The organism is Nonomuraea polychroma (assembly GCF_004011505.1).
In the GTDB taxonomy this organism is placed as follows: domain Bacteria; phylum Actinomycetota; class Actinomycetes; order Streptosporangiales; family Streptosporangiaceae; genus Nonomuraea; species Nonomuraea polychroma.
In genome coordinates, this window is sequence record NZ_SAUN01000001.1 from 1,485,481 (window position 1) to 1,511,359 (window position 25,879).

A 25,879-nucleotide genomic window follows, 5' to 3' on the forward strand; every position below is an offset into this window, starting at 1 on the left:
GCGCCCCCACCTTGATACGTATTCCTCACGTTTAGCATTGATCCGTGACCTCGGGAAGCGTGGGAGTCGCTGAGTTGCTTCCCCTGGTTTTCGCGCGCCCGAGAGAGGCGCTCGATCGCGCCCGGGCGCTGCTCGCCGCCGAGCCAGGGCCGTACGACGCCTCCATCGCCCACCAGGTGATCGGCATCTGGGAACGCGACTTCGGCGAGCTGGCCCGCGGGCTCAGCCATCTGCGCCGCGCCCGTGCGCTGGCCGCCCGGTCCCGCTCGGCGGATCGGGAGGCGGACGTGCTGGCGGCGCTGGGCGTCGCCTACGTGCACGCCGGCCGTACCAGGGAGAGCCTGGACGCGCTGAGCAGGGGCGTCCAGCTGGCCTCCGGCGAGTCTCTGGCACGCGTGCTGTTCCGGCGGGCCTACGCCATGTGGGTGCTCGGCCGGTACGGCGAAGCGCTGGCCGACGTGCGCCGCGCGCTGCCCATCCTGCGCAGGGCCGGGGACGTCATCTGGACGGCGCGCGCGCTCACGCTCAGGGGCACGCTCTGCCTGGCGATGGGGTCCGCCGAGCGGGCCAAGAGCGACTTCGCGGCCGCCGAGCGGCTGTGGGAGACCACCGGCCAGGAGCACGACAAGGCCATCGCGGTGGAGAACCGAGGGCTGGCCGCGTTCCGCTCCGGCGACCTGCCCGCGGCGCTGTACCACCTCGCGGCGGCGGAGCGGCGCTTCGCCGAGCTGGGCACTCCGGCGTACGTGCTGTCCATCGAGCGGTGCGCGGTGCTGCTGGCCGCCGGGCTGGCACGAGACGCGGTACGGGAGACCGACGCGGCGATCGCGCGGCTCGACCGGCTGGGCGGGGCGCGTTCGCGCCGGGCTGAGTTGCTGCTGGCCGCCGCGCGGGCGGCCGCCGCCTGCGGGGATCTTGAGACGGCGATCGCCAGGGCGGGGGCCGCCTACCGGTCCTTCACCCGGCAGGGGCGGGAGTGGTGGTCGGCGCAGGCTCGATCGGTGCTGCTCCAGACCCGGTTCGCCAGGGGTGAGGTGTCGGGACGGTGGGCGCGGGAGGCCGGAGCGCTCGCCACCCGGCTGGCGGAGCTGGGGTCACCGGACGCCGCGCAGGCGCACTTGCTGGCGGGGCGGATCGCCATGGCGCTGGGCCGCACCGGGGAGGCACGCGTGCAGCTCGCAGCGGCGGCCCAGGGGCGGTTCCGCGGACCGGCGTTCGCCCGGGTGGACGGCTGGCTGGCGCAGGCGCTCCTGGCCGAGACGGCGGGGAACGGCAAGGAGGTGTTCGCGGCCTGTCACCGAGGGCTGGACCTGCTGGACGAGCACCGGATGACCCTGGGTGCCTCCGAGTTGCGGGCCAGGGCGGCAGGGCAGGGAGCGGAGCTGGTGACGCTGGCGCAGCGGGTGATCAGGCGCGAGGGGGGTGGCCCGCGGCGACTGCTGGAGTGGAGCGAGCGGTGGCGGGCGCACGCCCTCGCGGTGCCGTCACCGCGCCCGCCCGCCGATCCCGAGCTGCTCCGTGATCTGACGGCCTTCCGTGAGATCTCCAGCCGGTTGGAGGCCGCGAGGTCCGCGGGCGGGCCGGTCCAGACGTTGCGGCGGGAGCAGGCGCGGCTGGAGCGGGAGATCCGGGCGCACACGTTGGCGGCCAACGGGAGCTCCGGCGTGGCGGGTCCGCGGTTCGACGTGCGCGAGCTGCTCGGACGGCTGGGCGATGGGTGGCTGGTGGAGCTCGTGTCCGTCGACGGTGAGCTGCGGGTGCTGGTGTGCGGGCGCGGGCGGGTGCGGGAGTACGGGGCCGGACGGCTGGCGGAGGCGGCGCTTGAGGCCGACCACGCCTGTGCCGAGCTGCGGCGGCTGGCCTACGGCGGCGACGTCGGGCTGGGGTTGCTGGAGGAGTGCGGGCGGCGGCTGGAGGAGGTGCTGTTCGGCGGGGCCGTACTGGGGGAGGGGCCGGTCGTGGTGGTGCCGCCGGGGCGGCTGCACGGGGTGCCGTGGGCGTTGCTGCCGTCGCTGCGGGACCGGGCGGTGAGCGTGTCGCCGTCCGCGCAGGTGTGGCTGCGGGCAGGCCGGTTACGGCCGCTGGAGGACCGGGTGGTGCTGGTCAGAGGGGCCGGGCTCGGCGCCGAGGTGCCCTCGCTGGCCGCCGCCTACGGGTCCGCGACCGTACTGGAGCGGGGCGAGGCCGCCGCGCAGCGGGTGCTGAAGGAGATCGACGGTTGCCGCGTCGCCCACATCGCGGCGCACGGCGCCTTCCGCGCCGACAGCCCCATGTTCTCCTCGCTCCGGCTCGACGACGGCCCCCTCACCGTGCACGACCTGGAACGGTTACGCCGCGCGCCTCACCAGATCATCCTGTCGGCATGCGACGCCGGTCGCCTGGAGCCCGTCGGCGGTGACGAGCTGCTCGGGCTGGCGGCGGCGCTGCTGCCGCTCGGCACCGCGGGCATCGTGGCGAGCTGCGTGCCCGTCAACGACGACGCCGTCGTGCCGCTGATGATCGCCCTGCACGATGGCCTGCGGCGCGGCCTCGGACCCGCCGCCGCGCTGCGCGACGCCCGCGCCGCCATGCCACCGGACCCGCTCCATCAGGCCACGGGCTGGTCGTTCTCGGCCATCGGGGCCTAGGCGTACGTTCGGGTTTCTGCTCCACGCCCCCTCCGCACTTGGGTAATGCCTACTCATGCGCCACCTGTGCCTGGCCGTCAGCCTGGAGGCCGGGAAGCACCGGACACAGGGAGCGAGAGAGATGGGCAACTGGGCGCGATGGGGCACGGCACTGACCGCCGCCGGGCTGGTGGTGGCGGGCCTTCGGCTGCGGAAAACCGGCCCAGCCCTGCATCAAGGATGGTGCCCCGAGGTCTGACGCTGTGATGGCACGATCCCTGGGGGGCGTCATGGGTCCGAAGGTAACGTTCCGCTGCTTCTCCTCCTTCATCGTCGAGGTCGGCGGCGCGCCGGTCGACCTGTCTCAGGTACGGCGGCGCGCCCGCACGCTGCTCCGCCTGCTGGCGGTGCACACCGGGCGGCCGGTGCACCGCGAGCAGGTGATCGAGGCGTTGTGGCCCGACGCCGGACCGGCCACCGCCATACGCAGCCTGCACGTCGCGGTGTCCACCCTGCGCAGGCTGCTGACCGAGCACACCGGGCACGGCATGGTGGGCCGGTCGGGCGAGGCGTACCTGCTCGACCTGCCCGCCGGAGCGGCGTGCGACGTGCAGCTGTTCCGGGTCTCGGTGGCGGCGGCGGAACGGGCACGGCGCATGGGGGATCCCGACGCGCGGATCCCCGCCCTGCGGGCCGCGGTCGCGGCCTACACGGGCGACCTGCTGCCTGAGGACGGACCCGCCGAATGGGTGCTGCACGAGCGATCGATCCTGCGCTACCAGGCGGCGAGGTCGGCGGCCGAGCTGGCCGCGGCCGAGCTGAGCCGCGGCTGCGGCGACGAGGCGGTCGCCGCGGCCACCCGCTGCCTGGAGATCGATGAGTACTACGACGACGGCTGGCGGCTGCTCATCGAGGCGAACCGGGAGCGCGGCGACGTGATGGGCGTGGCCAGGGCCCGCCGCCGCTACAACGAGGCCCTCGCGGCGCTGGAGGATCCCTACGAGGCCTGATCGGCCGGCCCCGCGCCGGGCCCGACCACCGTGACCCGCACGTGCGCGGGCACGGAGATCGCCGCCAGCAGCCGCAGCCAGTCGAGGTCCACCTCGGCCTTGGTCACCCTGACCATCAGCTGTGCCCCGGCGGATCCGGGCAGCGACCCGTTCGGCGTCTCCGACCAGGAACAGCCCCCGGTGTCCAGCACCTCCACGTCCGGGTCGGCCAGCGTACGGAGAAGGTACGCCAGCCCGGACAACGTCCCCCGGCGCCGGTGCAGCCCCACGGCCGCGGCCACGATCGCGCGGAGCTGGGCCGTGCTCCAGCGCTCGTCCGACTCGACCCCGACCCAGCCGGCCAGCCAGCGCAGGAAGTCCTCCGGAGCGAGCGCCGGGTCGAGGTAGCCGTCCAGGCAGTCCAGCGTCAGGAAGACCGGCGCGAGCACCTCGTCCAGAGCCGATGTAAGGCGCTGGACGTAGCCGTCGTCGGCGTACAGGGCGGGCAGAGCCGCGCCGATCGGATGCGGGCTGCGCCGCCCGGGCAGCGCCGTTCTCATGTGGTCACCTTGACCTGGTGGTTGTAGGAGAAGACCAGGCCGTTCCTGGCCAGGTCGATGCGGGGCACGGCCGTGCCGCGGTCGCCGCTGACCGGGTCGGCCTTGAACAGGTGCACCTCGTCCACCAGCTCCACGCCCGGCAGTTGCTGCAGCACCGCGAACACCTCCCCCGTCTGCACCGGCCGCCCGAACGGCCAGCCGTCCCCGTTCGGGCCGCCGATCAGGGGGTTCAGATAGGCGTTGAGCGCGGCCAGCGCACGAGCCCGCAACGGCTCCCGCGGACCCCGCGTCCGCAGCTTGGCCACCACCGTGATGCCCTGGTAGAAGGGCGGCTCGACCACCACCCGCGCCCCGACGCACCGGCGCTCGTCGAGAAAGGCCGTGACCCGGGCGAGCAGCTCGGGCGGCGGCTTGAGCTCCTCGAACCGCATCTCCCGCGGCTCGGGCACCGACGGCACGAGCAGCACCCGCACCGCCTCGCCCGGCGAGCTCACCGGCACGCACCGCACCCGGGCCGCGTCCGGGGCCGCCTCGCGGGCCAGCTGTTCGTAGTCCTCGACCGTCACCGCCCTGTCCCGGGTCCGCAGCACCAGGGGGCCACGCACCGCGGCGTCGTCCACCGACTCGGCGTCCACGCCGCCGGACGCGGGGCGGCGGTTGGTGACCGTCGAGACGAAGGGCACCGGGTCCCGCTGCACGGTCAGCACCCCGCGGGACACGTTGCCGCGCCTTCCGCCGCCCGTCCGATACAGCGGGACCCGGATCACCGCGTCCTTCCGCGGCACCGCCCCGTAGTGCCGCAGCGTCCCGTCCTGCTGCCGGATCGCGGGCCCGAAGAGGACCTCGCCCGCCACCCGGTCCACCACCACGTGCCGGTCCTCGGGACCCGACTCGGCGAACGACGACACCTCCGTCCACTCCTGGCCGTCCACCTCCACGGCCAGCGGTCCCGCGCCCGCGACCATCGGCGTCCGCTGGACGGCGAGCCGCTGCCCCGGCACCCCCTCGGCTGATCCCAGCACCTCGTCCCTGACGAAGTCCGCGTGGCAGGCCGCCACCGTCCCGCCCACCGTGCAGACCCGCACCGCCTCCAGCCGCGGCGACGCCGTGTAGAACGGCTGGCCGGGACGGGCGGGGGTGGTCAGGCAGCGGATCCAGCCGGCCCGCTGCCCGGCCAGGATCGAGCCCGCGTGCCCAGCGGGAACGTGCAACAGCACCTCGCCCTCCCGGCTCAGCCCGCCCGTGGTGTCCCGCTCCACGTCGCAGGCCAGCCAGCCCTCGGCCGTCCAGGCCTGCCACTCCAGCGGCGGGTCGCGCGGATCCACGCCCGCGCCCGCCACCGTGCACTCGACCCGCACCAGCAGTGTGCAGCCCGGCACGGCGTCGGGCAGCCCCAGGTACATGGCGTCGCCGGGCTCAGGCTTGGCCGAGAAGCAGTCCACGGTGCTGCCGCTGAGCAGGTCCTCGGTCCTGTCCACCGGCTCGGCCACGGGGCCCGCGGTCAGGAGCCGGCGCAGGGAACTGGGCCGTACGACGAGCTCGGACTCGGTGGTGAACACGATCGGCTCCTGGCCCTCCTTCGGAGCCGTGGACACCTGGGTGCCCTGCGGGACGACCACGTCCTGCTCCCGGGCGGCCGAGAGGGTGAACGTCACGTCGCAGCGCGCCGCCGTGGGCGGGAACAGCCTGACGCCGATCAGCTCCAGGTAGCGCAGGTAGTGCAGGTCCGTCACCCGGTTGAGGCGGTAGAGGAGCTGGTCCACCATGAACGCGAACGTCTCGATCAACGTCACGCCCGGGTCGGACACGTTGTGGTCGGTCCACTCCGGACAGCGCTGCTGGACCAGCCGCTTCGCCTCGTCCACGAGATCCTGGAAACGGCGGTCGTCGAGGTTGGGGGCAGGCAGGGGCATCAGTGGTCTCCGATGACGTAGAAGGGGAAGACCAGGTTCCGTGGGTCGTTGTCGCCGCGGATGGAGTACCTGACGTCGATCAGCAGCAGCCCGGCATCGGACCCGCCGAAGCCGACCCGTACGTCGTCCAGTTCGATGCGCGGCTCCCAGCGTTCGAGCGCCAGCCGTACCTCGTAGGCGATCAGACCGGCGGTGCCCGCGTCCGCGGGCGCGAAGACCAGGTCATGGATCGCGCAGCCGAACTCCGGCCGCATGGGACGCTCACCGGGCGCGGTGCCGAGGATCAGCCGGATGCTCTCCACGATCTCCTCCCCGCCCCGCACCAGGGCGACCGAGCCCGTCGCGTCGGTACGTGCGGGGAAGGCCCAGCCCGCGCCGATGAAATCCATGGTCATCCTCCGATCGACACCGTGGGACAGCCCATCACGATCCCCGCCCCGCACCCGGCGCGATCGCCCACGCGGGCCGCGGGCAGGCCGCCGATGAGCACGGTGGCGCTGCCCGGGCCCACGATCGGCGTGGGCGGGTGCGGGGTGACGGGGGAGGGGAACGAGCAGGCGTGCATGGTCGTCAGCGTGGCCGCGGGCAGGCCGCCGATGAGCACGGTAGGCACGCCGGGCCCGCTGACGAGACCGGGATGGTCGGTGGGATCGCCCACCCGCGCGGCGAACGGCATCTCAGTTGATCCTCACCTGCGCGCCCTTGACCGTGACCTCGGCCTTGCCGCTGATCGAGACGCGCGCGCCGCTCAGCTCCAGGGAGCCGGCGCCCGCGTCCACGGCCACGCCAGCCGAGCCTTTGATCATGACTTTTCCGGATTTCTGGTCCAGCTCGACGCTCAGCCGCCCGTCTCCGGTCTGGATCAGCATCCCGCCGTCCTCGACCAGCTCCACGCGATGTCCCGTACGGGAGACCAGCGCCCGCACGCCGGCCTGCCCGCCGGAGTCGATCAGCGGGGCGGACAGCGACGGCAGCGCGTCCACGCCGTTGAACAGGCCGCCGAGCACGTACGGATGGTCCACGTCGCCGTGCACGAATCCGGCCAGCACCTCGTCACCCACCTCGTGCGGCAGGACCGCCCCGCGCCCGGCGCCCGCGCCCGGCTGCGCGACCCTGGCCCAGCCGCTGGTGAAGTCGGCGCTGAGCCACGGCATGACCAGGCGGACACGGCCCAGGTTCATGGGGTCCCTGACGTCGCTGACGATGGCGGGGACGAGCCCTTGGGCGACGGCGGACACGGGCCCCTGGGCCGCGGCGGGCATGCCTGCCGCGAGACCGTACAGGGTGCGGTCCTGGCGGCCGCAGATCGTGAACGTCGTCTGGTAGCCGGACGGCGAGAAGACATGCCGGGTCGCGGTCAGCGTGTGCTTGCCGTCGAACGGCGCGCCCACGTTGGCCAGCGCCACCGCCGTGCCCGCCCGCAGCTTCGGGTTGCCTCTGGCCACGCCCTCCACCTCGGCCGCGCCGCCGCCCAGGTCGGCCGCCAGCGCGTCGGCCAGTGCGCGGGCGTCCGCCTGCGTGCGGTGGCGGCTGTCACCCACCACGTACGGCGGCGCCGAGAACGTCGAGCCGAACCCGGCCGGGTCCACCCCCGAGATCGTGGCCTCGGCCAGCCGGGGCTCCGCCGAGGCCACGATCTCCCGCTTCTGCTCGACGTCCCAGCCGCGTACCTCGACCTGGGCCGGCTGCTCCATCGCCGACACGTGCGCGCGCAGCGACAGCAGCGAGGAGCCGGCCTCCAGCACCAGAGGGTCACGTTCCGCCCGTGCCTCGCCGGCCGGGGCGCCCGCGGGCGGCCTGAGCAGGACGAAGGAGAGCCTGTTCGCCGCGACCCTGACCCTGGCGCCCACCCGGCGGGCCAGCCCGGACAGGAACTCCCAGTCGCTCTGCCCCACCTGGCTGAGCTGGACGTGCTCCCGACCGCCGATCTCCGGCACCTGGTCGATCTCGCCGGGCTGAAGGCCCGCCCGCTGCGCCACCTTCCGCACCACGTCGCCCACGGTCATGCCCGGGTAGGCGGCGGTGCGCCGGCCACGGGTCAGGCGGTGGGCCTCGTCGTAGCCGCGTACCTCGGTGAAGGTCCCGGCCTGGTCGAAGTCGATCGACACCGCGGTCACCTCGCCGGTCACCAGAGTCTCGGGGGCGCCGGGGTCGGAGGTGCGGACGCTGAGCCGTACCTTGGCGCCGATGGTGAAGCGGCCCTTGGCCAGCACGGTCTTGTCGGGGTCACGGAAGCGGAGCACGAACACGTCGAGCAGGTTGACGCTGTCCTCGACATAGCCCTCGGCCAGCAACACGGCCACGTCCGCGGGCAGCGGCGAGCCCTCGACCTCGACCAGCAGCGTGCTGGCGAACACCTCATTGGCCATGACCCAGCTCCTCCCTGGACGGCAGCAACAGCCGGGTGCCCGGACGCAGCCGCATGGGGTCGTCGATGGCGTTGGCCCGGGCCAGCGGACGCCACAGCGCCGGGTCGCCGTAGGCGCGGTAGGCGATCCCGGCCAGGGTGTCGCCGGTGACCACCAGGTGCACGTCATGGGTGGCGGGGGCACCGGAGGTCGGGTTCTGGCGCGGCTCGGCGCCCGCGATCTCCTCCAGATCCACGGTGCAGACCGCACGCACCGGCAGCCCGCCGGGGGTGAAGAGCGTGAACTTGGCAGTGACGTTGGTGACGATGGCGGTGAAGCTGTTCAGCACGCCCCAGCGCAGCACCACCCACGGCGGCGAGCCGCGCTTGTCGCCCAGCGTCTGGTCGGTCGGCACGACGCAGGCGAACAGCTTCTCGACCGCCTTGACCACCTTGTCGCCCATGGTGTCGGTGGCGTCGAAGAACATCTCCAGCTGGAGCTTGGCCGGGTCCGCGCCCTGGAACTCCGGGACGCCGCTCTTCTTGGCGTTGCGCTGAGGGCTGCGCTTCCACTTCGCAGCCTTGCTGAACGACAGCTCCTTGGGGTTGAAGTCGAACGCGATCTGGTCATATCGCTCTCCGGGCTTGGCCGTGCCGCCGCCGGTCGGCGGCTTGCGCAGCTCCAGGTAGGCCTTCTTGAGACTGGCCGGAGGCGCGTTCTCCTGCTGCGCAGGCGGCGCGGCGGCGGCGAACGCGACGGGTGACGACATGGCTCAGCCACCCCATCCTGGCCCGAAGAAGCCCTGGTGGCTCAGCTCGATGGTCTCGGTGGCCACCTTGGCCGAGTCGGCCGCGAACTGCGGGCCGGTCCAGCGGACCGGCAGCACATGCCGCAGCCCCCAGCTGGTGATCAGCCGCCCGTCCGGGGTCTTGGCCTCGATCGTCGCCGTACGGGCCGCCACGCCCCGATCCACCTTGGCGAACCACGTGGGGAACTCCTTGCTCGCCTCCGTGATCGGCCGTGACAGCTTGACGTTGCTGTACTTCACGCGGGTGGGCAACTGGTGGACGAACCCGTTGTTGCCACCCTCCTCGCGCTGCTCCATGACCAGCTCGCAGCCGAGCCCCTCGCAACTGGTGAACGCGCCGAGCGGGTGTCCGTCGATCGTGAGCACGAAACACACCGCGATCGCGATGTCCTGGTCGGTCATCTCTCACCTATCCGGGGAGGTTGAGCAAGTGTCCGCGCCGCTCCCGGTCGAGCCGCAATTCGGCCCTGATGCGGCGTAGGAGCGGGTCGATGAGCTTCTTGACGAGGTCGTCGTCCGTGGGGGCGGCGGGGGGTGTGGAGATGGTGGAGATGGTGGCGACGGGTGCGGTGGCCGGGGTGACGACCTGCGGTTCGGGCACGGGCGGGGCCGGGTCGGGGGCCTCAACGGTTCGCTGGACCGGTTGTGGCGGGAGGGGCGCGGACACGGGCGGGGTCGGCGGTGTGAAGGTGATGGAGGCCATGGCGGGCTCTTGGCGCTGGACGGGGAGTGGAGCGGTGGGACGTGGAGCGGTGGGGCGGGGCTCGTGGGCTGCAGGGGGCCGGCGTTGGACGGTCATGGTGAAGGGCTGGAGCGGGGGCGTGGTGGCCAGGGTGGGGAGGGTGCGGCCCGCTGGTTCTGGAGGTGGGGGGTCGAGGACGGGAACGACGGGGAGAGGCAGGTCTTCGTCGGGGGGATGGGGAAGGTCGGCGGGGCGGTGCATGGGGATGGTCGGGTCCTCGGGCACGGCGGGGTCCGTCAGGGGGTCGGTGTGGCTTCGCTGGATCGCGAGGTGGGCGGTGGTCGCGGTCGCGATCGGGGCCCCGAGGCCGAGGCGGCGGGTGGGCGAGGGTTGGACGGCTTGCGGGTGCGGGTGGGGCTGGTCAGGCCCACCGAGTGAGCGGAGCCGGGGTGCGGCGGGCTCTCCTGGCGCGCCGTGGGGTGACTCCGCAGGCGAGCCTCCGGCTGATCGCTGGCGGGCTGTGCGCTGGACTTGCGTTGCGGTGGCCTCTGCCGGCCTTTGGGGTGGGGTTGCGGTGGCCGTGATCGGAGCGCCGAGGCCGAGGCGGGGCGTACGAGGGGTTGGGGACGGGTCTTCGGGCGGCGGGGCGGCGGCGTGGGCCGGTGCGTCCGTGGATGGAGCGGGGGCCCGGTCCCCGAGCGTCCGCTGGGGCGGTGTGGCGGCCGAGCGCTGGAGAAGGGCGGGAACGAGGCCGCCGGTCCGTACCGGGGGCGCGTCCTCTGCCTCGATGGGGCCCGGCGGTGCACCCTGCGCTTCACCCGGGACCGTGGGCGGCGCGCCGAGGGTGACGGAGGTCTCGCCTTCGAGGCCGGTCATCCGGGAGGTGGGGAGCGGGCCGCCGGGCGGCTCGTCGGCCTCCTGCGGCGGGACGCGGAGAGCTGTGCCGGTGGCATTCTTCGGTGGGGCCGGGGGTGCCGGTGTGCCGGTGGCGTCGACGACCGACCGCTGAACGGGCGCGGCGGCTGGGGCCTCGGCAGGTCGCTCGTACGACGCGACGGAAGGGACATCACCGGGTAGCCGGTCCGGCAGAACGTCGGGGGAGCGCTGGATTGGGGAATCGACAGTGGGATTGTGGGCCGGGGGAGCCGACGTGGGGTTGTGGGGCGTGGGAGCGGCTGGGAGGACGGGGCGGCGGGGCGTGCCGGGCAGGGGCATGGCCAGATCGTGGAGGAGCCCGGATGGGGCGTCAGGCGACAGGTCATGCGCCAAAGGCGCCAGGCGGGACGGGTTCTGCCAGGCCGCCAGCGACGCCGCGAACGCCTCCGGCGGGATCGTCAGCGGATGGGAGCCGATGACGCGCTGGAGGGGCGGCAGCGAAGGCCACTCCGGGGCCGGCCGCGGAGGGGCCGTGGAACGGCGGCGGGACCAGGGCCAGCGCATGGACGATCACCTTTCCGAGTTGAGGGCGGAGATGGCCGCCACGTAACGGGCCCGGTCGGCGTGCTCAAGGTCGAGGATGTCCTCCAGCGCCCAGTGGAAGTGGTAGGCGAGGTAGGCGATCTCGTCGTGCAGGCGCTGCTCCGGGACGGTCACGATTCCCCCAGGCGGCTGCCCGAGACGTCTACCGCGAACTCGGCGCCGCAGCCTGGGCAGGCCACCGCCGCCCTGGTGTGGCCCTCGCTGTTGACGCGGCGGTACAGGTCCTGCAGGAACGCCAGGTCCGTGGCGAAGAGGTTCTCGATCAGGCCGGGGTGGACGTCGTTGATCGTGCCGATGCGGGTGACCACCCGGCCCAGGAGCACCACCGTGAGGTACGCGGGGTTCTCCCTGACGCGGTCGTCCCGGAGCGGGACCAGTTCGTCGCGGGCCGTCGCCAGGCGCATGACCCCGTCGGTGTGGACCGTGCCGGACTCGTCGACGTACCCGCGCGGCAGCGTGAACGTGAACTCCGTCCGCAGCCGCGCGGGCTCGGCCGGGGGCGGGGACACAGCCAGGACGCGGCGCATGCCTACTCGACCTCGATCTGCTCGCAGGTGATCACCAGCTTCTCGATGAGCACGCTGTTGTCACCGGCCTTCAAGGTGCCGATCTCCAGGCTCTTGGGCCAGGCGTTGTGCAGCTTGTAGCGCTTGATCGGGTTGTTCTCGAAGTCGTAGACGATGATCGCGCCGCCCTTGCGGGCCGTGTTCATGCGCCCGAACTGGGCCTCCTTGGCCCATTTCTCGAAGTTCTGGTCGTCGGTGAGGCCCCTGGTCAGGGTCACGTCGGCGGGCTTGGGCCGGCCGGGGAGCTTCTTGATGACGTACTTGCCGTCGGCGGTGTTCTGCTTCAGCTCGATGACGTCCTGTTCCATCTTCAGGCCGGAGACCTCGCTGATCTGCTTGATGACGATGCCGTCCATCTCCAGGCCGAAGGAGTGGCCGACGGAGGTGTCCATCTCGGGAAGTGCCATGGCATGCTCCTGGGGTTATTCGCTGATGAGGCTGGTGCCGCCCGACATCTGGGCGAGCCGGAAGACGACGAACTCGGCGGGCTTCACGGGCGCCACGCCGATCTCGCAGATGACGTGCCCGGCGTCGATGCTCTCGGCCGGGTTGGTCTCTCTGTCGCACTTGACGTAGAAGGCCTCGTCGGGAGTGAGCCCGAACAGCGAGCCCTTGCGCCACTCCAGCACGAGGAACGCCGCGACGGTCCGGCGGATCCTGGCCCACAGCGCGTCGTCGTTGGGCTCGAACACCACCCACTGCGTGCCGTTCAGGATCGACTCCTCCAGGTAGTTGAACAGGCGGCGCACGTTGAGGTAGCGCCAGGCCGGGTCGGAGGAGAGCGTGCGAGCGCCCCAGACGCGGATGCCACGGCCGGAGAAGGCGCGGATGCAGTTGATGCCGTCGGGGTTCAGCCGCTCCTGCTCGTCTCTGGTGAGCTGGACCTCCAGTGCGATCGCGCCGCGCACCACCTCGTTGGCGGGGGCCTTGTGCACGCCGCGCTGGGTGTCGTTGCGGGCCCAGATCCCGGCCATGTGACCGCTCGGCGGCACGAACCTGCTTGTGTTGGAGGCCGGGTCGAACACCTTGATCCACGGGTAGTACAGGCAGGCGTGCCGGCTGTCCAGCCCGGCCACGTCGTTGCGCCACTCCTTGACCCGCTGCGCGTTCAGCCCGGGCGGAGGGTCCAGGATCGCCATCCGGTCGCCCATCGACTCGCAGTGCGCGACGACGGCGTCCTGCACGGCCCGGACGCCCTCCAGGTCGATGGCTCCCCGCTCGAACGCCCCCATCAGGTCGGGCACGGCCACCATGGTGATGTCGTCGATGGCCTCCAGCCCGCCGAGCCCGCTCCGGCCGGCCACGTCACCTACGTACTCGTCCGCGCCGACGCGGGCGGGGACCGGCGGGGCGGCCGGCGGCGTGCGCAGGGTGACGCTCTGAGGCGCGGGTTTGGCCGGCACGGCGGCGCCGATCTCCTCCAACGTGATGAGCCTGGACTTCTCCCGTACGGCCGTGGCCACGTTGTCCTTGCCCCGCCGTACCGTGACGCTCTCGAAGGTCTCCTGCACCTTCCCGCCGCGCTTGACCACCAGCGTGAAGCGGTCGTCCGGTGACTGCCCCTCCGTGGCCGGCGCCTCGGTGACCTCGACGACCAGCTCGGCCCGGCCGCCGCCCTCCTTGGCGATCACCCGGTAGCCGCCCAGCTCCGCCTGAGGGCCGGTGATCTCCGGCTGGGAGCCGTTGCCGCCGATCCTGACGACGTAGCAGGTGCCGCCGCCGTTCAGGAAGTAGCCGTACACGGCGTGGGCCAGGTGGCAGCCCTCGACGAACTCGCCGAACGTCTGCGCGAACTGGCTCCAACTCGTCACCAGCGTCGGCGTGTTGAACGGCCCCCGCGCCGCGAACCCGACGAACGCCGCGACAGCCGTCCCCACGCCCTCGATGGGCCGCGCTCCGGCCTCCACCTCTTCGATGTAGACACCAGGTGACAGGTAGGTTGGCATGCTGTTCTCCGTTTCGGATCGGTCCTTTCAAGAATCCGATCCGGCACGGTCCCGCACAGCGTCCCTCCGTACCCCCCTTCGGGCACCGCGCGCTGCCCGAAGGGGCAACCTCAGCGGGGGTCCTGGAAGTCGCGGATGACGAACCACCTGTTCCTCGGAACCGCCCCCAGAGGCGTGGGCCGGGCTTGCCCGCCCTTCCGCAACGCCCAGACCACCTCTTGCGTGAGGTTCCTGCTGCCCGCGAGCTGGTTCGTCGCCCGTTCCAGCGGCCAAAGGTTGGTCTCGTCGTCGGGCCCGTCCCAGAAAAGGTCCAGCACGTGGTCGATGTCGGTGAAGTCGAACTGCCTTCGCTTGCCGACCGTCGGGAACACCACCTCGCAGCCGTGCGCCTCCAGATCCCTGGCGAACTTCTTCTCGCCGCCGCCGCGCGGCCGCTGTGTCTTGCGGATCTTCCTGCCCACGTAGGGCCAGTACTGGTCGACGCCGATGTCCAGTCCGTCCACCTCCCGGTGGGGGAACATCCGGATCGTGATCGGGTTGCCTTTGCGGTCCTTCGGGATGGTGACGGCCTTCGGGTACATATCCAGCGGCTTGAACCACGTCATCGGGATGGGATCCTCCGGCGTGAGCCCCGTCGGATTCGCCGGCCCCTTCCCGCCGGAGTCGGGCCGGTCCTTGCGCGTGGGCAACGTCCCGCCACCCAGCGCCATGGGAAGCATGTTCTGCACGAACTGGTCGGGCAAGCCGAACTTGCTCCCCCGCACCTCCAAAGGCGATCCCTTCGCCAGGTCGAGCACGCCGAAGGGACGGATGCCGCCGCGGAAGTCGAACAGGTGGAAGGGCGCGGACACGAACTCCATCGCTTTGACGCCCTTGTCCTCGCGGGTGAGGTTCGGATCGTCGCCCGCGCCGAACACCGAGCCGTCCAGCACAGGCAGCAGGGTGAGCCCGGCGATGAGCTGCGCCATCGCGTCGAAGATGTAGGAGAGCTCGAGCGTGAGCGGGACGCTGAAGGCGGTGTGCAGCAGCCTGCCGTCGCGGAACGTGAGCCGCACCTTCGCCGTGTCGGCGAGCTTGGCGGCGGCGGTGAGGGCCAGCGTCAGGTTGGTGTTCAGCCGTGCCTCGACGTCGGCCAGCCAGCTGAACCCTGTGGCCGACAACTTGAGCGCGAACCACGGGCTGTAGGCGAACAGGATCTCCCCGGCGACGCCGCCCGAGGTCAGGGCCGCCTCCAGAACGGTGTCGCCCTTGAAGAGGCCGCCCACCGCCTCACCGACCGCCCCTCCTGCCAGTCCTCCCTGCTCGGCGGCCCACTTCACCACCGGCAGGCCCAACGGGCCCGCCGTCAGCGCCGGGGTCGCGAGCCCGCCGCCTACGATGCCGCCGACGGCCGCGCCGATCGCGCCCGCCGTGGTGTTCGGCGCACGTGCGGAGGCCACCTGGGACGCGCTGATCTCGCCGTTGATCGGAAGGATGCTGAGCGAGGTCTTGGCCACTCGCAGGGGCGCGTCGGCGCCGACTTCGGCAGCGACGGAGAGCCATTTCCCCGCCGGGACGGGGCCCGTCGACAGGCTGCCCTTGCCGATCTTCAGCGCGGTCAGGTCTGGAGTGGCGAGCTGCCAGGTGCGTGGGGCGGAGGAGAACGTGATGCGTGCCGGGCCCGCCTGCGGTAACTCCACCGGAGCCGCCTCGGCGGGTGAGACGGCCGCGCCAGGCGGGACCGGCGCGGTCGGCGGCGCCACGCCGCCTGCCGGGGTGGGCTGGAAGCGCTGGACGACGCCGGCCACCGCCCGGTTGCCGGCCAGTCGCTGCAAGCGGGGCATCGCCGCGCGGTCGATGCCGTGCGAGGCGATGCCGTCACGGCCGTGCGCGACGGCGCGGGCCGCGCCGGCCTGGTCGTGCGGGGCAGTGGAGTCGTGCTCGTGGGCGTGCACTCAGACCGTCTCCTCCTCGTCGGGCTCTGCCTGGCGCTGCACGCTCATCACTTGGTCGGCGGTGGCCGCGGCCTGACGCTCGAAACGGTCGTCCGGGTGGCTGACGCTCACACCCGCGCCGGTGTCGGTGCCGTCCACCGGCCCGGAGCGTTGCTGGATGACGTGCGTGAGTTCGTGGGCGAGCAAGTGGCGGCCCGCGTCGCTGGATGGGTTGTACAGGTCCCGCTGGAACACCACGTGGGAGCCGACGGTGTAGGCGCCGGCGTTCACCGCCTGGGCGGAGTCGTGGGCCGCTGCGTCCGTGTGCACCCGTACGTCGGAGAAGTCCTGCCCGAACCGCGCCTCCATGTCCGCCTGCACCCCCGGGTCGAGCGGCGTGCCGCCCGACTCGACGACGTCCAGGACGGGGGAGCGCTCCTCGTCGAGGAGGCCGGCGACCGCGGCGTTGCCGGCGGCCCGCTGCAACGCCAGCAGCGGGTGCTCGTGCGGGCCGTCCGCGGGCTTCGCGGGCGCCAGGGTACGGGACTCGGCCTCCGTGTCGTGCCGGTGCATGGGGAACTCCCTCGAAGCGTGGGCTGCTCGCTTCGAGGGTGCAGGGCGGGAGCGGCCCTCGCCCAGCGCCAGGGGGACAGGCGAAGGGGCAGCGCCGGGACAGGCGAAGGGGCGGCGATGGCTGCCCTTTCGGGCAACGGCCAGGTCGGTGGGGGCGCTCAGCCCACGGTGAGGTTCACCTCGGTTCCGGGGGCGACCCGGGTGCCGGGCGCGGGGTCGGCTTCGATCACCGGGGCGTCGACCGACGCCTCGTCGGCCGCCTTCGGCGTCAGCCCGGCGTCCAGCAACGTCGCCATCGCCGTCCCCAGGTCCTGCCCGACCACATTCGGTACGGGAACGGTCTCGGGCTCAGGCGTCTCCGGTGGGGTGGTCTCCGGCTCGGTGGTCTCGGGCGAGCTCATGCTCTCCGAGGGGGACGGCGGAGCCGACTGCTCCACCGTCGGCGGCGTGAACGGGTTGCCCTTGAGCTGGGACAGGATCGCGATCGCCCCGGCCCCGCAGGCGCCCAGCAGCAACAGGCCGAGCAAGGTCGCGATCAGCGGGCCCATGCCGCTTCGCCGGGGCGGTTCTGGGAGCCGCGGCGGTGGAGGCTCCGGTGATGGTGGCGGTGGCGGTGGCGGTGGCGGAGGCGGCTCAGGGGCGTGGGCGGGCTCCGGGTCGGGCACGATGCGCATGCCCTGTACCTCGATGGGCGTTCCGTGCGAGGAGGTGATGGTGATGTGGAAGGCGATCTGCGCGCCTGCGCCGCCCGTCGTGATCAGTACGGTCACGGGTGTCTGGCCGGGGTTGGCGGTCACCTGGGCGGGCAGCTCGATGCGCAGGGCGTTCTCGGGGTCGGTGGCGCTCAGCCGTACCTCTTCCGGGCTGTTGCCCTGGTTGTCGAGGACCAGGGTGTGCTTGGTGGTGCCGAGGCCGCGGCTGGTCTGGGGGGACAGGCGGGCGGTCAGGGCGTGGTAGGCGGCGACGTCGACGGTGCCGGTCTGGTGCTTGTTCAGCCCGGGGTTCACCATCGACTCCGCCAGTACGGCGAAGCCCCACAGCCCCGACGGGCAGGTGGGGGAGCGTGGCGGGGAGAAGCGCACCTCGCCCCGGACCGGGCTCTGCGGGTAGACGTCCACCTCCTCCGGCTCCACCTCCGACCACGGCTGCGCCGGGCCCGCCACGCGGAAGCGCACGCGCTCGACGCGGGTGCCGGTGTTGTGGAGGGTCACCGCCATGGTGACCGTGGTGCCCGGCTCGGCGGACAGTTCCCGGGACTCCAGGGACAGGCGCAGGCCCCGGCGTTGTTCGGCGGCGGGCCGTACCGAGGTCTGGGGCTGGCGGGCGGACACTTGTGCGGTGCCGCACCACTGGCACGTGGTGACGCCTTCGGGGTTGTCGCGGCCGCATGATCCGCAGGTGACGTTCATGGCAGGCCCTCCTCCGCGGTGACGAGGGATAGGTACGGGCCGAACTCGCGGTCCAGGCGCAGCCGGCCGAGCTTGCGGTACTCCCTGGCGACGGCCCGCACCACGTCCGCCATGCGCACCGGCCGGTCGGCGGACGCGGCCAGGTACGCGGCGGTCACGGCGGCGGACCTGATGTGCCCGCCCGCCAGCTCGAACGCCGAGGCGAGGAAGTCAAGGTCGAGATCGTCCGTCCGGGGCAGCAGCGGGCCCAGGCAGGCGTCCCACAGGGCCAGCCGCAGCCCCGCGTCGGGCAGCGGGAACTCGATCACCAGGTCCAGGCGCCGGGTGAAGGCCTCGTCCAGGTTGGCCCGCAGGTTCGTGGACAGGATCGCGACGCCGTCGAACGTCTCCATGCGCTGCAACAGGTAGGCGCTCTCGAGGTTGGCGTACCTGTCGTGGGCGTCCCGCACCTCCGAACGCTTGCCGAAGATGGCGTCCGCCTCGTCGAACAGCAGCACGCCGTTGACGCTGGACGCCTCGGTGAAGACGCGTTCCAGGTTCTTCTCGGTCTCGCCGACGTACTTGTCCACGACCGTGGCCAGATCGACGACGTACAGGTCCAGCCCCAGCTCGGCGGCCACGACCTCAGCGGACATCGTCTTGCCCGTGCCCGAGTCCCCGGCGAACAGCGCCGTGACGCCCCGCCCGCGTCCACCGCCCGTGCGCATCCGCCAGGCGCCCAGCACCCGCTCCCGCAGCCTGGCGCGGTCAGCCAGCTCCCGCAACTGGGCGACGACCGGGGGCGGGGTGACGAGGTCGGCCCAGGAGACGGCCGGTTCGATGCGGCGGGCCAGTCGTTCCAGACTGGAGGCGTTCTGGGCGCGGGCGCCGGAACGCAGGTGGGGGGCGGTGACCGGGAGCTCTTCGGCGAGGGCGGCCAGGTGAGCGGCTCGGGCGGCGCGCCGTACTTGGGCGGGGGTGAGGGTGAAGTGGGCGGTGGCGGCCGGGTCCACCTCCGGGCCGAGGACGCTGGACCACAGGGCGCGGCGGGTGCCGGGCGGGGCGGGACCCACGTCGAGCCTGAGCGGGGGTTCAGTGCTCCAGGCCGGATCCCACTCGCCGCTCCCATGCACCAGCACGGGCACGGCGGGCGGCCCGAGCGCCTCCAGCGCCGCGGTCGGGGGTGTGCCGGGGCCGACGGGGCCGAGCAGGACGGCGGCGCCGGTCAGCAGCGACTCGCGGAGCAACGCCAGGGCGTCGGCGGCGCCGTTCATGCGGGCGGGGTCGGCGCAGAGGACCGGGCTGGTGAGCGCGGAGGCGGCCAGGGTCCTGGCGCAGCCTCCCGGACGCTCGCGGAGGTAGAGGAGGCGGATGCCGTGCTCCACCGCCCGGGACAGCTGGTCGGTCTCGGGCAGTCCCGTCACCGCCGGCTCCGGTGGGCAGGTGAAGCCGGCCAGGGCGGAGTCGGGCCGGTCGTCGCCGAGGAGGTGCGCGACCACCCGGTCGGGAACCCGGAGGGCGCGGGACAGGAAGGGCCGGTCGGGCTCTTCCACCACGAGCAGGCCGCAGGCCACCAGTGGGCCGGACGCGGACAGCCTGGCCCGGCCCGGCGCCGCCGCCTCGTGCACTCCTGCCAGGCGCAGCGCCAGGCCCGCCGTCGCGCGCCTGCGGGTGACGTCGTCGTTCAGGTAGCCGTACAGCTGCTCGAAGCGGCTGTCCACGTCGGGGGCCAGAGCGATCAGGAGCAGCTCCAGATCCAGCGGAAGCAGCCCGGCGCGCGCCGCGAGGACGTCCAGGCGCGAGGTTCCGGGCGGCCCGCTCGGCTGGGGGCCGTCGAAGGGCGCGCGGCCGGTGGACAGGATGCGTTCCACGTCCCGCTCGGTCAGGTAGAGGCCGCGGAACGGATCGTCCGGGTGATGATCCGTGGTGCGGGCGTCGGCCACCGCCTGCCGTACCCGGTGTTCCACGCCCGCCAGGCGGTGGAGCAACGGGGCCGTCACGACGGGGTCGCCTCCGCCCGCGGCCACAGGACCAGCCAGCCGAACGGTGCGCCGGCCGTGGGCGCAGGCCCGCGGTCCATGGTGGAGACCACGACCTTGCCGTCCTCGGCCTGGATCGTGAAGACGCCCGGGTGCGCCCCCGTCTCCTGCCCTTCCTGCCCCTCCCGCCGTGAATGATCGGTGGTCAACAGCACCCAGGGCGACGCGGCCTGCGGGACCGCCAGGGTCGCGGTGCTCTGGCCGGGCTCCACGCGCGAGGCTGACATCATGATGCGGAACTCGCCACCGCCTTCACCCGCACGGTTGACCACCAGCCAGTGGAAGCGGAGCTCCGCCGGGTGCGGTTGCAGGCCGGACGTGGACACCGCGAAGGAGACGCCCGGACTCCGGCTGCTGATCTCCAGCGGCGCGGCGGGAGCCGGGCCCGCGCCCACGCCGAGCAGGATCGCCGAGTCTCCGGCGGTCGCCTGGGCCGGGACGTCGGCCGACGCCGTGAACGCGTCGAGCACGGCCGTGCCGCTGACGTAGCGGCCGGCGCCGAGCCGCCCCTCCTCGTGGTTGATGGCCAGGTAGTCGAAAGGCAGCGCCTGGTCGACGTCGGCCGGCCGGCCGTCCAGGGTGGTGACGACCATGCCGCCGTCCTGGATCTGCGCCACCCGCAAGCCCTTGGCCTGCGGATTGCCCGGGCCGGTGCTGTTGGGTGTGAGGAAGATCTTCGACTTGGCGGTGATGCGGGCGTCGGAGATCACGGCCGTGGCCTGGCCGGGGGCGAGCGTGCCGCGTCCGGCGGAGTCCGGCGGAGGCTGCACCCAGGGCAGGCCGAAGATGAGCACGTAGGTGACGGCCGCGGCGGCGATCATCACCACGGCCGCGGCGAGGCCGATCCAGAGCCAGGGGATGGTCCTGGCGGGTGCGGGAGGTTCGTACACGGCAGGGGGGTCCAGCCTCGCCGGTGCCGGATGGTCGGCGGCTCCGCTTTGCCGTGGTGGTGGCTGTGGTGGGGCGGGTGCCGCGGGGGCGTGGTCGTAGACGTCGGGGCCCGCCGGCGGGACGGGGTTCGCCGCCGGCGGAGGCTGGCCGGGGCGGGGCAGAGCGTCCAGGTTGAGAGGGCCGGACGACATGGTGGGCGGGTCGGCGGGGGCCGTCCTGGGGGCGGCCTTGGCCTGGAGCGGCTCGGCGATGGTGGGGTTCCAGTTCAGGTACGCGTTGCAGGACTGGCAGAACTCGGCGCCGTCGGCGTTGCGATGGCCGCAGGACGGGCAGACGGTGCTCATGGCTGGGTCCTCCTCCGGATCGTGATGTGGCGGGCGGGCGGCTCGCCCTGCACCAGGTGGCCCAGTTCGTCGCGGGCACGGTCGCCGTCGCCGCGTTCAGCCATCGTGAGCCGCATGCCCTCCGTGACCGGCGGGCCGACCCTGGTTCCCGGCGAGACCAGCAGCGGCGCGCTCACCGCCACGTCCAGGGACGGCTTCAGCTCCCCGCCCAGCGCGGTCCACACCTCGGCGAAGCCACGGTCTTCCGGCGGCGGCGCGGCGACGCTCACCGGGACGGGCAGCCCCAGCTCCGCCAGGGAGCCGACGAGGCGTTCCGGCGGCAGCCTGTCGCACCCCAGCAGCCGGTGCAGCATCGCGCCCAGCAGCTGGTGCTCGTCCTCGGGCCGCTGCGTCCAGGCGGTGATCAGATAGGACAGGCGGACGTAACGCGGCGGCGCGTGCCGGGTCGTGGCGGTGCCGTCGGCGTCCCGCTCGGTCAGCGTGCCCTGCTGCCTGCGTCGCAGGTCTTCGCGCAGGTCGTACAGGTACATGTTGACGGTCGGCGTGTTGCGCCGCGCCGCCCACTCGCGCGTCGGCGCGTCCAGCACCACCTCGACGTCCGCCCCGCTGAGCGCCTCCTCGCGGATGAGTCCTCGCAGCACCGCGTCGACCTCGTGAATCATCGCCGCCTGCCCTACAACAGCCCGTTACGCAACGCGTAGGCCACCGCGTGCGGCCGGTTGCGCAGGTGCAGCCTGCTCATCACGTCGTGCAGGACGCTCTTCACGGTGCGTTGCGAGTAACACAGGGTGGCCGCGATCTGCGCGGTGTCGTAGCCGTCGGCGACCAGCCGCAACACCTCGATCTCCCGGTCGGCCAGCCCGGTGAACCGCAGCCCGCGCGGGTCGAGCAGGTCCCGCTGCACCATCTGCACCTGGCTGAGCAGTTTGCCGAGCAGATCGGGCGGCATGGAGCCGTCTCCCGCGGCGGCCGCCTGGATCGTGGCCACCAGCCGCTCCGGCGTCGCCTCGGACCTGCGCAGCACTCCCGCGACGCCGACCTCCACCACCGACAGCAGATCGGCGTCACCGATGTGCCCGATCACTGCCAGCAGCCGCGCGCCATGGCTGCGCAGCCGCCGCAGATCCACCATGACCGGCTCGGACACCATGTCAGCGGCCAGCACCACGACGGCCGCCTCGCCGGTGTCGTCCCGGTCGAGCAGTCGCACCTCCGGCCGCGCCCGCAACTGACTCACCAGACCCGCCCGCAGGAGCGGGTCGTGCGCGTGAACCATGACAGCGACGCGTTCCATTCCACGCTCCCATCGGCAGACGAGCAGGCGTCACCGGAAGCATGGGAGCGGGCACTTAACGTACGGTCAACATGCACGTCCGGCCGCCCCTGCGGGCACCTCTGCCAAGGGGCGGCGTCAGCCCGTGCTGCAGAATCTCAGCCCCACCCCTGAGACGCCGACCGGTTATCCGGCGCTCTCACAGTCCGCGGGGAGCGGTGCTTTGCTGGGTTGACGGTGGTGAGCGGCCGGAGCGGTTACGGCGTGCCGGTGAGGCCGCCGAGCACCTGGGCGAGCTGCTCCTCGGTCAGCGGGCCGACAGGAAGAGGGCGGGCGGCTTCGGTACGCAGGCCGTCCAGCATGAAGGCGACGCCCCGACGCCAGGCGGTGGGAGCGGCATCGGCGGAGGCGCGGGCCAGCACGGCGTTGGTGCCGAAGACGAACAGCAGATCCCCGCGGGTGAAGTCCGGCCGCAGCGCACCGGCCTGCTGGGCGCGTTCGATGATGCGCGCGGCGGCGGCGTGGCTGCTTTCGCAGAGGGCCATCAGGCGTTCGGCGCCCGGGTAGCGACCGGCGATCACATCGCTGACCGCCGGGTCGGTGGCCTGCAGCTCGCAGACCTTCTCGATGTAGTACGCGAACCCCTCCCAGGCGTCGTCGCGGGCCAGGGCCTGCTCGGCGGCTTCGGCGAGACGGTCGGCCGCCAGATCGGCCACCACCTCGTCAATGAGCGCCTCGCGGGTGCCGAAGAGGTTGTAGAGGGTGCCGTGGCTCACGCCGGCCCGGCGCGCGATCTCCTTGAGTGAGACCTGGAGGCCGCGTTCGCGGAACAGCTCTGCCGCGGCGGTACGCAGCTTCGCCGCGTTTCGTTGCGCGTCGGCCCGCATCACGGCGCTCCTCCTCGTGCTGGTGTGTCCGGCTCCATGATCGCATCCCGCGAACGACTGCAACTTGACCCCCGGGTCAAATTGTATGCTACCGTCGAAGCCGTAAGTTGACCCGGCGGTCGAGATAGCTCGGCCTGCAAGGAGCAGTCCCATGTCCAAAGTGATCGTCGTCTTCGGCGCCGGTACCGGGCTCGGCGTTTCGGTCGCCCGCCGCTTCGGCCGTGAAGGCTTCCGCGTCGCCCTGGTGGCCCGACGCAAGGACCGGCTGGACACTCTCGTCGCGCAGTTGGCCGGCGAGGGCATCGAGGCCGCCCCGTTCGCCGCCGACCTCGCCGATCCAGCGCAGGTCCCCGCCCTGGTCGATGCCATTCGTCGCCACTTCGGCCGGATCGACGTCGTCGAGTACGGACCGATCAGCGGCGACCAGTCCTTCACCCCGGCCACCGCGCTGGACGCGGCCACTCTGGAGAGGCTGTCCCGGCTGTTCCTGCTCACCCCGGTGGAGGTCGTCCGCGCGGTGCTGCCCGAGATGACCGAGCGCGGTGACGGCGCCATCCTGCTGACCCACGGCTACTCGGCGGTGCAGCCGATGCCCTACCTCAGCGGCGTGGGCCCGGTGATGTCCGCCGCCCGCAACTACCTGCACTCCCTCAACGGCGAACTGGCAGGCACCGGCGTCTACGCCGGGACCCTGGCCATCGCGGCCCTCATCGCGCGCAGCGAGGCCGCCGAGGCCGCCGCGGCGGCCCAGGCGGACGCTGCGGCCATGCCCGCAGAGCTGCCCGGCGGTATCGAGATCACCATTGCCGACCCGGACGACCTCGCCGAGCACTACTGGGACATGTACACCAGACGCGACCGCGTCGAGCAGATCCACCCCGCATCGCTGACCCCGCAGGCCGGGGCGACCACGGCATGAACCCTGGGCACACCTCCAGGGCCCTGAATCCGAAGTCATTGGAGTGACCATGACTGATTTCACCCACCACGACGGCGCTCCAGCGCCGGCCATCGAGCCTGCTCCTCACGGAGCGGACGCGGCGGCGACCGGCCACCACGGCGCGGAACCCGCCGGCCCGCCGCGCCTGATCACCGTGGGCTCGGACACCGCACCCACCTGCGCGGACGGAGTGTGCGTCCTGTGAGCACGCTGCGCATCGACATCTGGTCCGACGTCGTCTGCCCGTGGTGCTACATCGGCAAGCGGCGCCTGGAGTCGGCCCTCGCCCGCTTCGAGCACGCCGACGAGGTGGAGCTGCACTGGCGCAGCTTCCAGCTCGACCCGGCCCATCCCCAGGGACGCCGCGTGCCCGCCATGGAGAACCTGGCCAAAAAGACCGGCGCCCCGCCCGCCCAGGTGCGGTCGATGATCCAGCAGGTCACCGACCTCGCCGCCGCGGAAGGCCTGACGTACGCCCTGGACAAGGCCACCTCGGTCAACACGATCGACGCCCACCGGGTGAGCCATCTGGCGGCGTGGCACGGTCTCGGCGGGCAGATGCACGAGCGGCTGCTCAGCGCCCACCTGGTCGAGGGCGCAATCGTCGACGACCCCGACACCCTGGTCCGCCTCGCCGCCGAGCTCGGCATTCCCGAGGACGAGACCCGGAAGGTCCTCGGCAGCGACGCCTACGCCGACGCCGTGGAGGCCGACATCCGTGAGGCACGCGGCCTCGGCATCACCGGCGTGCCGTTCTACGTCATCAACCGCGCTTACGGCCTGTCCGGCGCTCAACCGGCCGACGCCTTCCTCTCCGCGCTGCGCACGGCCCACGCGGACGCCGCCACAACGCGCTGAACCTGCTTAGGCCACCTTCGACGAGGGCGCCGACCAGGTGTTGCAGGAACCGGGGTCCCCCGTGCGGAAACCGGCCCGGATCCAGTGCCTGATGGTGCTGGTCTTGCCGTACACGGGGGCTTCGCCCCGCTGATCGCCCCAGACGAACCACAGGAGCTTGTCCCAGTCCTCCGTGGTCCTGCCCTTGAGCGGCCAGACGCTCTGCATGAAGGCGCCGCCGAGGCACTCGACCTGCAGGGACAGGCGCCGGATCTGCTCGTGGTGCTCGGACTTGCTGCCGGCTCTGAGGTCTTCGCCGGCATCGTATATGCCGGCCAATTTCAGCACGTGGTAGCTGTACATCGACGCGGCCAGGTTGAAGAGCCAGAGGTCGGAAGGGGTGTCGAGCCATGACGTGCCGAGCTGGAAGGACAGCGTCCGGTCCCAGTCGCAATACCACGCCTGGGAATCCTCTTTCCCGACGTCGGAACCGCAGTACTTCTTGGGCAGGCGCGTCACGTGCCGGACCTTGACCGGCTCATAAGGCAGGCCGGCATTCTTCAGGTGCTGCCCCCACGTGTTCTCCAGGCAGCGGATGACCTCGTCAATGTAGGCGCGGGCCTGGTCGCGGTTCTTGGGCTCGACCGGCAACTCCTCGCAGGTCGTCGTGGGCAGCGGGCCGCTCTGATACAGCGAATTTTTGGTGAGTACGGGGTTTTTCACCGGATATGCCGAGGCGTGCGCGGTCGCCGTTCCGGCAAAGGGCGTGATGAGGGCGCAGGCGAGTGCCGCGATCTTGAGGGGTTTCACATCGGGCGAGAATAGGGCTCCCGCGGTAAAGAGCGCTAGATCCGGCCCCGCGCGGGCCCGGCCCGGATCGGGCGGTCCGGTGCCGCT

General features: G+C 72.5%; 26 protein-coding genes. 5 read left to right on the plus strand and 21 right to left on the minus strand.

The window, feature by feature from the left end:
* Nucleotides 1–44 precede the first annotated feature (44 nt).
* Together EDD27_RS06510 and EDD27_RS06515 are read left to right on the plus strand one after the other, a co-directional pair.
* The gene (locus EDD27_RS06510; protein ID WP_127931544.1) at nt 45–2,627 is read left to right on the plus strand and encodes a CHAT domain-containing protein; all 2,583 of its coding nucleotides are present in this window, start codon (nt 45–47) and stop codon (nt 2,625–2,627) included.
* 269 nt (nt 2,628–2,896) lie between these two features.
* Complete coding sequence (locus EDD27_RS06515) at nt 2,897–3,616, plus strand: AfsR/SARP family transcriptional regulator (protein WP_164903509.1); 720 nt, start codon at nt 2,897–2,899, stop codon at nt 3,614–3,616.
* On the opposite strand, the gene EDD27_RS06520 is transcribed toward EDD27_RS06515, so the two are convergent.
* The 20 genes from EDD27_RS06520 to EDD27_RS06610 all read right to left on the minus strand — a co-directional run bounded on the left by EDD27_RS06520 (nt 3,604) and on the right by EDD27_RS06610 (nt 23,205).
* Complete coding sequence (locus EDD27_RS06520; RefSeq protein ID WP_127931546.1) at nt 3,604–4,155, minus strand: phage tail protein; 552 nt, start codon at nt 4,153–4,155, stop codon at nt 3,604–3,606. The genes EDD27_RS06515 and EDD27_RS06520 overlap by 13 nt on opposite strands.
* A complete protein-coding gene (locus EDD27_RS06525; RefSeq protein ID WP_127931547.1) occupies nt 4,152–6,068 on the minus strand; it encodes a putative baseplate assembly protein in 1,917 nt (638 codons plus the stop codon). The genes EDD27_RS06520 and EDD27_RS06525 overlap by 4 nt, the downstream gene beginning before the upstream one ends.
* Nucleotides 6,068–6,457: a GPW/gp25 family protein gene (locus EDD27_RS06530; RefSeq protein ID WP_241563899.1), complete on the minus strand. Its 390-nt coding sequence runs from the start codon at nt 6,455–6,457 to the stop codon at nt 6,068–6,070. The genes EDD27_RS06525 and EDD27_RS06530 overlap by 1 nt, the downstream gene beginning before the upstream one ends.
* 2 nt (nt 6,458–6,459) lie before the next feature.
* Nucleotides 6,460–6,744, minus strand: coding sequence for a PAAR domain-containing protein (locus EDD27_RS06535; RefSeq protein WP_127931549.1), 285 nt, complete (start codon nt 6,742–6,744; stop codon nt 6,460–6,462).
* 1 nt (nt 6,745) lies between these two features.
* Complete coding sequence (locus EDD27_RS06540) at nt 6,746–8,437, minus strand: VgrG-related protein (RefSeq protein WP_127931550.1); 1,692 nt, start codon at nt 8,435–8,437, stop codon at nt 6,746–6,748.
* On the minus strand, nt 8,427–9,185 hold the full coding sequence (locus EDD27_RS06545; protein ID WP_127931551.1) for a CIS tube protein: 759 nt from the start codon (nt 9,183–9,185) through the stop codon (nt 8,427–8,429). The genes EDD27_RS06540 and EDD27_RS06545 overlap by 11 nt, the downstream gene beginning before the upstream one ends.
* A gap of 3 nt (nt 9,186–9,188) precedes the next feature.
* Nucleotides 9,189–9,626 carry a phage tail protein gene (locus EDD27_RS06550; RefSeq protein ID WP_127931552.1) on the minus strand — a complete coding sequence of 146 codons (438 nt, stop codon included), beginning with the start codon at nt 9,624–9,626 and terminating at the stop codon, nt 9,189–9,191.
* A gap of 7 nt (nt 9,627–9,633) precedes the next feature.
* On the minus strand, nt 9,634–11,346 hold the full coding sequence (locus EDD27_RS06555) for a hypothetical protein (RefSeq protein WP_127931553.1): 1,713 nt from the start codon (nt 11,344–11,346) through the stop codon (nt 9,634–9,636).
* Between the two features lie 6 nt (nt 11,347–11,352).
* The gene (locus EDD27_RS53970; protein ID WP_164903510.1) at nt 11,353–11,499 is read right to left on the minus strand and encodes a DUF6760 family protein; all 147 of its coding nucleotides are present in this window, start codon (nt 11,497–11,499) and stop codon (nt 11,353–11,355) included.
* Nucleotides 11,496–11,912 carry a hypothetical protein gene (locus tag EDD27_RS06560; protein ID WP_127931554.1) on the minus strand — a complete coding sequence of 139 codons (417 nt, stop codon included), beginning with the start codon at nt 11,910–11,912 and terminating at the stop codon, nt 11,496–11,498. Before EDD27_RS06560 ends, EDD27_RS53970 begins: the two co-directional genes overlap by 4 nt.
* 2 nt (nt 11,913–11,914) lie before the next feature.
* Nucleotides 11,915–12,358 carry a phage tail protein gene (locus tag EDD27_RS06565; protein WP_127931555.1) on the minus strand — a complete coding sequence of 148 codons (444 nt, stop codon included), beginning with the start codon at nt 12,356–12,358 and terminating at the stop codon, nt 11,915–11,917.
* A gap of 15 nt (nt 12,359–12,373) precedes the next feature.
* Nucleotides 12,374–13,897 carry a phage tail sheath family protein gene (locus tag EDD27_RS06570; protein ID WP_127931556.1) on the minus strand — a complete coding sequence of 508 codons (1,524 nt, stop codon included), beginning with the start codon at nt 13,895–13,897 and terminating at the stop codon, nt 12,374–12,376.
* A gap of 110 nt (nt 13,898–14,007) precedes the next feature.
* On the minus strand, nt 14,008–15,831 hold the full coding sequence (locus EDD27_RS06575) for a hypothetical protein (RefSeq protein WP_127931557.1): 1,824 nt from the start codon (nt 15,829–15,831) through the stop codon (nt 14,008–14,010).
* The gene (locus tag EDD27_RS06580) at nt 15,832–16,383 is read right to left on the minus strand and encodes an eCIS core domain-containing protein (RefSeq protein WP_127931558.1); all 552 of its coding nucleotides are present in this window, start codon (nt 16,381–16,383) and stop codon (nt 15,832–15,834) included.
* Between the two features lie 158 nt (nt 16,384–16,541).
* Nucleotides 16,542–17,792: a PASTA domain-containing protein gene (locus EDD27_RS06585; protein ID WP_127931559.1), complete on the minus strand. Its 1,251-nt coding sequence runs from the start codon at nt 17,790–17,792 to the stop codon at nt 16,542–16,544.
* Complete coding sequence (locus tag EDD27_RS57635; RefSeq protein WP_127931560.1) at nt 17,789–19,771, minus strand: ATP-binding protein; 1,983 nt, start codon at nt 19,769–19,771, stop codon at nt 17,789–17,791. Before EDD27_RS57635 ends, EDD27_RS06585 begins: the two co-directional genes overlap by 4 nt.
* Entirely contained in the window at nt 19,768–21,045 is a 1,278-nt protein-coding gene (locus EDD27_RS06595; protein ID WP_127931561.1) for a zinc ribbon domain-containing protein, read from the minus strand. The genes EDD27_RS57635 and EDD27_RS06595 overlap by 4 nt, the downstream gene beginning before the upstream one ends.
* On the minus strand, nt 21,042–21,707 hold the full coding sequence (locus tag EDD27_RS06600; RefSeq protein ID WP_127931562.1) for a Pvc16 family protein: 666 nt from the start codon (nt 21,705–21,707) through the stop codon (nt 21,042–21,044). Before EDD27_RS06600 ends, EDD27_RS06595 begins: the two co-directional genes overlap by 4 nt.
* Before the next feature lie 11 nt (nt 21,708–21,718).
* Nucleotides 21,719–22,339 (minus strand): response regulator transcription factor, encoded by a 621-nt coding sequence (locus EDD27_RS06605; RefSeq protein ID WP_127931563.1) that lies wholly within the window; start codon nt 22,337–22,339, stop codon nt 21,719–21,721.
* A 236-nt stretch (nt 22,340–22,575) separates the two neighbouring features.
* Nucleotides 22,576–23,205: a TetR/AcrR family transcriptional regulator gene (locus EDD27_RS06610; protein ID WP_127931564.1), complete on the minus strand. Its 630-nt coding sequence runs from the start codon at nt 23,203–23,205 to the stop codon at nt 22,576–22,578.
* A gap of 151 nt (nt 23,206–23,356) precedes the next feature.
* Between EDD27_RS06610 and EDD27_RS06615 the strand changes: the two genes are divergently transcribed.
* Genes EDD27_RS06615 through EDD27_RS06620 form a run of 3 tightly spaced genes read left to right on the plus strand, consistent with a single transcriptional unit; the run spans nt 23,357 to nt 25,003 of the window.
* Nucleotides 23,357–24,124, plus strand: coding sequence for an SDR family NAD(P)-dependent oxidoreductase (locus EDD27_RS06615; protein ID WP_127931565.1), 768 nt, complete (start codon nt 23,357–23,359; stop codon nt 24,122–24,124).
* Nucleotides 24,125–24,173: 49 nt separating this feature from the next.
* Nucleotides 24,174–24,350 (plus strand): hypothetical protein, encoded by a 177-nt coding sequence (locus EDD27_RS53975; protein ID WP_164903511.1) that lies wholly within the window; start codon nt 24,174–24,176, stop codon nt 24,348–24,350.
* Nucleotides 24,347–25,003 carry a DsbA family oxidoreductase gene (locus EDD27_RS06620; protein WP_338324635.1) on the plus strand — a complete coding sequence of 219 codons (657 nt, stop codon included), beginning with the start codon at nt 24,347–24,349 and terminating at the stop codon, nt 25,001–25,003. The genes EDD27_RS53975 and EDD27_RS06620 overlap by 4 nt, the downstream gene beginning before the upstream one ends.
* A 6-nt stretch (nt 25,004–25,009) precedes the next feature.
* On the opposite strand, the gene EDD27_RS06625 is transcribed toward EDD27_RS06620, so the two are convergent.
* Nucleotides 25,010–25,792: a neutral zinc metallopeptidase gene (locus EDD27_RS06625; RefSeq protein WP_127931566.1), complete on the minus strand. Its 783-nt coding sequence runs from the start codon at nt 25,790–25,792 to the stop codon at nt 25,010–25,012.
* Nucleotides 25,793–25,879 lie beyond the last annotated feature (87 nt).

Coding starts and splice junctions, on each gene's coding strand:
- EDD27_RS06520 (WP_127931546.1), bottom strand. CDS start 4,155: ATGAGAACGGCGCTGCCCGGGCGGCGCAGCCCGCATCCGATCGGCGCG.
- EDD27_RS06555 (WP_127931553.1), bottom strand. CDS start 11,346: ATGCGCTGGCCCTGGTCCCGCCGCCGTTCCACGGCCCCTCCGCGGCCG.
- EDD27_RS06535 (WP_127931549.1), bottom strand. CDS start 6,744: ATGCCGTTCGCCGCGCGGGTGGGCGATCCCACCGACCATCCCGGTCTC.
- EDD27_RS06610 (WP_127931564.1), bottom strand. CDS start 23,205: ATGCGGGCCGACGCGCAACGAAACGCGGCGAAGCTGCGTACCGCCGCG.
- EDD27_RS06595 (WP_127931561.1), bottom strand. CDS start 21,045: ATGAGCACCGTCTGCCCGTCCTGCGGCCATCGCAACGCCGACGGCGCC.
- EDD27_RS06530 (WP_241563899.1), bottom strand. CDS start 6,457: ATGGATTTCATCGGCGCGGGCTGGGCCTTCCCCGCACGTACCGACGCG.
- EDD27_RS06580 (WP_127931558.1), bottom strand. CDS start 16,383: ATGCACCGGCACGACACGGAGGCCGAGTCCCGTACCCTGGCGCCCGCG.
- EDD27_RS06525 (WP_127931547.1), bottom strand. CDS start 6,068: ATGCCCCTGCCTGCCCCCAACCTCGACGACCGCCGTTTCCAGGATCTC.
- EDD27_RS06550 (WP_127931552.1), bottom strand. CDS start 9,626: ATGACCGACCAGGACATCGCGATCGCGGTGTGTTTCGTGCTCACGATC.
- EDD27_RS06565 (WP_127931555.1), bottom strand. CDS start 12,358: ATGGCACTTCCCGAGATGGACACCTCCGTCGGCCACTCCTTCGGCCTG.
- EDD27_RS53975 (WP_164903511.1), top strand. CDS start 24,174: ATGACTGATTTCACCCACCACGACGGCGCTCCAGCGCCGGCCATCGAG.
- EDD27_RS06585 (WP_127931559.1), bottom strand. CDS start 17,792: ATGAACGTCACCTGCGGATCATGCGGCCGCGACAACCCCGAAGGCGTC.
- EDD27_RS06570 (WP_127931556.1), bottom strand. CDS start 13,897: ATGCCAACCTACCTGTCACCTGGTGTCTACATCGAAGAGGTGGAGGCC.
- EDD27_RS06600 (WP_127931562.1), bottom strand. CDS start 21,707: ATGATTCACGAGGTCGACGCGGTGCTGCGAGGACTCATCCGCGAGGAG.
- EDD27_RS06515 (WP_164903509.1), top strand. CDS start 2,897: ATGGGTCCGAAGGTAACGTTCCGCTGCTTCTCCTCCTTCATCGTCGAG.
- EDD27_RS06560 (WP_127931554.1), bottom strand. CDS start 11,912: ATGCGCCGCGTCCTGGCTGTGTCCCCGCCCCCGGCCGAGCCCGCGCGG.
- EDD27_RS06540 (WP_127931550.1), bottom strand. CDS start 8,437: ATGGCCAATGAGGTGTTCGCCAGCACGCTGCTGGTCGAGGTCGAGGGC.
- EDD27_RS06615 (WP_127931565.1), top strand. CDS start 23,357: ATGTCCAAAGTGATCGTCGTCTTCGGCGCCGGTACCGGGCTCGGCGTT.
- EDD27_RS06605 (WP_127931563.1), bottom strand. CDS start 22,339: ATGGAACGCGTCGCTGTCATGGTTCACGCGCACGACCCGCTCCTGCGG.
- EDD27_RS06545 (WP_127931551.1), bottom strand. CDS start 9,185: ATGTCGTCACCCGTCGCGTTCGCCGCCGCCGCGCCGCCTGCGCAGCAG.